The 3641-nt window shown below is 28.4% G+C and carries 6 protein-coding genes; all 6 read right to left on the bottom strand.

Annotated elements, in window-relative coordinates:
• Positions 1–106 precede the first annotated feature (106 nt).
• The 6 genes from HGB55_RS14550 to HGB55_RS14525 all read right to left on the bottom strand — a co-directional run bounded on the left by HGB55_RS14550 (position 107) and on the right by HGB55_RS14525 (position 3422).
• Positions 107–466, bottom strand: a complete 360-nt coding sequence (locus tag HGB55_RS14550; RefSeq protein ID WP_168817735.1) for a type II toxin-antitoxin system RelE/ParE family toxin — start codon at positions 464–466, stop codon at positions 107–109.
• A 123-nt stretch (positions 467–589) separates the two neighbouring features.
• A complete protein-coding gene (locus tag HGB55_RS14545; protein WP_168817733.1) occupies positions 590–1591 on the bottom strand; it encodes an IS30 family transposase in 1002 nt (333 codons plus the stop codon).
• Between the two features lie 213 nt (positions 1592–1804).
• Complete coding sequence (locus HGB55_RS14540; RefSeq protein WP_070235495.1) at positions 1805–2104, bottom strand: type II toxin-antitoxin system RelE/ParE family toxin; 300 nt, start codon at positions 2102–2104, stop codon at positions 1805–1807.
• Positions 2091–2348, bottom strand: a complete 258-nt coding sequence (locus tag HGB55_RS14535) for a type II toxin-antitoxin system ParD family antitoxin (RefSeq protein ID WP_070235496.1) — start codon at positions 2346–2348, stop codon at positions 2091–2093. The genes HGB55_RS14540 and HGB55_RS14535 overlap by 14 nt, the downstream gene beginning before the upstream one ends.
• Before the next feature lie 208 nt (positions 2349–2556).
• On the bottom strand, positions 2557–2970 hold the full coding sequence (locus HGB55_RS14530; protein ID WP_168817731.1) for a hypothetical protein: 414 nt from the start codon (positions 2968–2970) through the stop codon (positions 2557–2559).
• 26 nt (positions 2971–2996) lie between these two features.
• Positions 2997–3422 carry a hypothetical protein gene (locus HGB55_RS14525; RefSeq protein WP_168817729.1) on the bottom strand — a complete coding sequence of 142 codons (426 nt, stop codon included), beginning with the start codon at positions 3420–3422 and terminating at the stop codon, positions 2997–2999.
• Positions 3423–3641 lie beyond the last annotated feature (219 nt).

Genomic DNA, 3641 nt, shown 5'->3' with positions numbered 1-3641 from the left:
AAGAATTTCAATTTTTAAATCAAATTCGTATTTGTCTCTTTCAATAGTTCCAACTTCTCCAAGATGTTTATCTTTAAGTTGGTCTAAACTCATCATTTTCATTTTTTTAGTAGTTTCCATTTTTTAAAGTTTTTTTTTGATTAAAATATTCCATTCTCAATTTCTCCGCTTTTTCAATTTCAGCTTTCGGGACTTTACTCACTTTTTTAATTATTCCGTGAGTTGATATTACTAAAGTTTCAGTTTTCTCGGTTTTATCCCAAAAGGCAAAAAGTCTAATCTGAACTCCATTGTATTTTGTTCTAAATTCCCAAATTTCATTTTTTAGTTTTTTAAAAAGCTTAGGATCATTTATCAATTTAGCTTTATCAATATTGTAAAATATTTTCGTTCTTGTTTTATTGTCTAAATTTTCCACAAACTCAATAGCTTGTTCTAAAAATATAACATCAAATTTAGGTTTCATTCCTTTTCTAACTATTTAGACGACAAAGTTAGTAAAAAGTTTCAATATATGGAAACTATTTTTGTTTTTACGACTTGCATTCAATGTTGTAACGCAACAAAGCGTTGTTAATTTTAAGTGATACTAAGCTACGTTTTTTAATTCAGATTCCAATACTTCTTTAGGAGTTTTATACCCAATGATTTTTCTGGGTTTGTTGTTTAGTTTATGTTCGAGTTTTAAGAGCAGTTTTTCGTCAATAAGGTTAAAATCAGTTTCTTTAGGGAAATCTCTTCTAATGATACCATTTGTGTTTTCGTTAGTACCTCTTTCCCAAGAAGAGTAGGGATGCGCAAAGTAAATCTTCATACCGGTTTTTTGAGTTATAATTTGATGTTTAGCCATTTCAATACCGTTGTCGTAAGTCATAGATTTTCTTAGTTTTTTATTTAGTTGATTGATTTTTTTAGAGAACATTTTAGCAACTTCATCAGCTTTTCTGGATTTTAATTTAACGATTAAGGTGTATCTGGATTTACGTTCTACAATGGTTCCAATAGCAGACTTTTGACCTTTTCCAATGATTAAATCTCCTTCCCAATGTCCAATTTCTTGTCTAAGTTCTATATGCTTAGGTCTCTTGTCAATACTGACTTGATTAATAATTTTAGAACCTTTTCCACGTACTTTTTTAATAGGTCTTCTACGCGTTTTTTTTCTCACGAGAAGTTTGATAAGTTTTTTATTTAAAGACGCTTGCGGTCTTGTATAGATATGTCTATAAATGGCTTCGTGAGAAATAGACATAATTTTATTGTTTGGATATTGAATTTTAATTCTACCACTAATTTGTTCAGGCGTCCATCCTTTTAAAAGTCCTTTATAAACGTAATGCTTAAGCGGTTTGTATGTTGATATTTTATCAAGATTTCTTTTGTTAAGGTAATCGTCTTTAGCATTCCAATGGGCTAATTCAGCCGCATATTTATCATTAGGATCTTGTATCCATTTATTAATTTCACGAGAAATAGTTGAACGCGACCTATTTAAAGTTTTAGCGATATAGGCTTTAGTTTTATTCTCGTTTAGAAGTGTCTCAATTTTGATTCTTTCTTTAAGAGAAAGTCGTCTATGTTTTGAACTCATTTTTACAAATCTATAAATTTAGATTTGTTGCGTTAAGTTATTGAATAGACCGATTTCTTCCGCAATTAAAGGCAACGGTTTAGGCTATGTTGTCGTTGTGGAAAAATCGGTAAGATTTTTCCGCCAAAGCAATTGTGTTAGTAAATATACGAGGATTTTCTGAAAAAGAAAATCCGCCGTAATGCAATATAGCCATTGTTGTGTGTAGTTTTTTTATTCGGATATTCTCTTTTTTAAATCCATTCGTTCGTGTAAAATTCTGGTAATTTCAATATAATTTTCATTTAACGTTCGGTAGAAAATGATATGTCGATTCGTTTTCATACCGAATAAACTTTGTGTAATTCCGTCATAGTTTTTTCCTAAATCTGGATTATCTGCAATATCTTGACAAGTTGAAATCAATATTTCATAATATTTGTCGGCTTGATTCTCAGACCAAACCTCGAAAGTATAATCCCAAATTTTCGATAAATCTTCAACCGCCTTATTGGTCAATTTATATTTCGCCATTTGAGTGTTTTTTCGCCTTTAGAGATTCAAGATGTTTTTTCGGGTCAAAATCTTCAGCAATTCCGCTATCAATTCCCTCCTGAATTGCGTTTCTCAATGCAATTACTTTACTTTCCTCTTCCTCTAAAAGTCTTAATCCTGCTCTTATAACTTCACTAACATTTTTAAATCGACCTTCTCTTATTCTACTTTGAACGAATTGATCAAAATAATTTCCAAGTGATATTGATGTGTTTTTGTTCATTTTGATAAAATTTTATTCAAATATACCAATAATTGGTATAATATCCAAATTCTCAAATTACACACAACGGTTTAGGCTATGTTGTCGTTGTGGAAAAATCGGCAAGATTTTTCCGCCATAGCAATTGTGTTAGTAAATATACGAGGATTTTCTGAAAAAGAAAATCCGCCACAATGCAATATAGCCATTGTTGTAACACGTTTTATTATTATTTAGTTTCTCTAATTCTCAAATATTTATTTTTCCCAAATGTTATATAATATAAAGGAAAAAGAAATCCAATTCCAGTAAATACAATCAGAAACTTTAAGTCAATCTCGAATAGATTTTTCAATAAGAGATATATTAATGAAAAACCTAAAGCAATCGGTATAACGATATTTACATATTTAAATCCAGCAATTTCAATTTTTGTAGATTCATTTTCGACTGTTTCAAATTCGAGCATAGGACTTTTACACCAATCAATTTTTCCATTAATTTTGTATTTTCCAGAATCTATTTCAAACTCTTTAGTTTCACCATCAGAGATTACTCCAATTTTATTATTATTCAGATAAATTCCAAATTCTCTTGCTTTATTATTCCACTCAGAAACTCTCGTTATAATAAGTTTTGCCATATTTATAATTGTTTTATTTAAATAAATTAAAACGTCTTTGGTAATAATTTTTTTAATTGATTTTTCATATTCATTCGATTTAATGAAAAGATATTTGAATTATTATCAAGGAAATCAATCATCAAAAATGTTTTATCAATCATTTTTCTCATATTTAATTCTTGCTTTTTGTTCAAATCAGTTGACTTTTCAATTATTGTATAAAATAAAACAGAGAGATTTTCAATAATCTGTTTATCAAGTTTTTCAATTTTCTCATAAAACGTGTCATTTTCAGATTCAATTAATTCAAATATTGAAAAATCTAATTTATCTTTTAAATCGATGTTAATTATTTCAATTGCATTATCTAATTCAGCACCATTTTTTCCTGATAAATTTTGAATTATTTGTTTTAAAAAATTTGCAAGTTTTTGTATTTCTCTTTCAATAAAATCATTTTCTTGTTGCATAATCTTTTAATTTCAATTCTTGCATTCAATGTTGTAACGCAACAAAGCGTTTTAATTTTTAATAGTTACTAAGCTACGTTTTTTAATTCAGATTCCAATACTTCTTTAGGAGTTTTATACCCAATGATTTTTCTGGGTTTGTTGTTTAGTTTATGTTCGAGTTTTAAGAGCTGTTTTTCGTCAATGAGGTTAAAATCTGTTCCTTTAGGGAAGTCCCTT

Origin of the sequence: Lutibacter sp. B1, from assembly GCF_012524075.1 — a bacterium.
GTDB lineage: Bacteria > Bacteroidota > Bacteroidia > Flavobacteriales > Flavobacteriaceae > Lutibacter.
This window is presented reverse-complemented; position numbering and strand designations above follow the sequence as displayed.

Coding starts and splice junctions, on each gene's coding strand:
- HGB55_RS14550 (WP_168817735.1), bottom strand. CDS start 466: ATGAAACCTAAATTTGATGTTATATTTTTAGAACAAGCTATTGAGTTT.
- HGB55_RS14545 (WP_168817733.1), bottom strand. CDS start 1,591: ATGAGTTCAAAACATAGACGACTTTCTCTTAAAGAAAGAATCAAAATT.
- HGB55_RS14540 (WP_070235495.1), bottom strand. CDS start 2,104: ATGGCGAAATATAAATTGACCAATAAGGCGGTTGAAGATTTATCGAAA.
- HGB55_RS14535 (WP_070235496.1), bottom strand. CDS start 2,348: ATGAACAAAAACACATCAATATCACTTGGAAATTATTTTGATCAATTC.
- HGB55_RS14530 (WP_168817731.1), bottom strand. CDS start 2,970: ATGGCAAAACTTATTATAACGAGAGTTTCTGAGTGGAATAATAAAGCA.
- HGB55_RS14525 (WP_168817729.1), bottom strand. CDS start 3,422: ATGCAACAAGAAAATGATTTTATTGAAAGAGAAATACAAAAACTTGCA.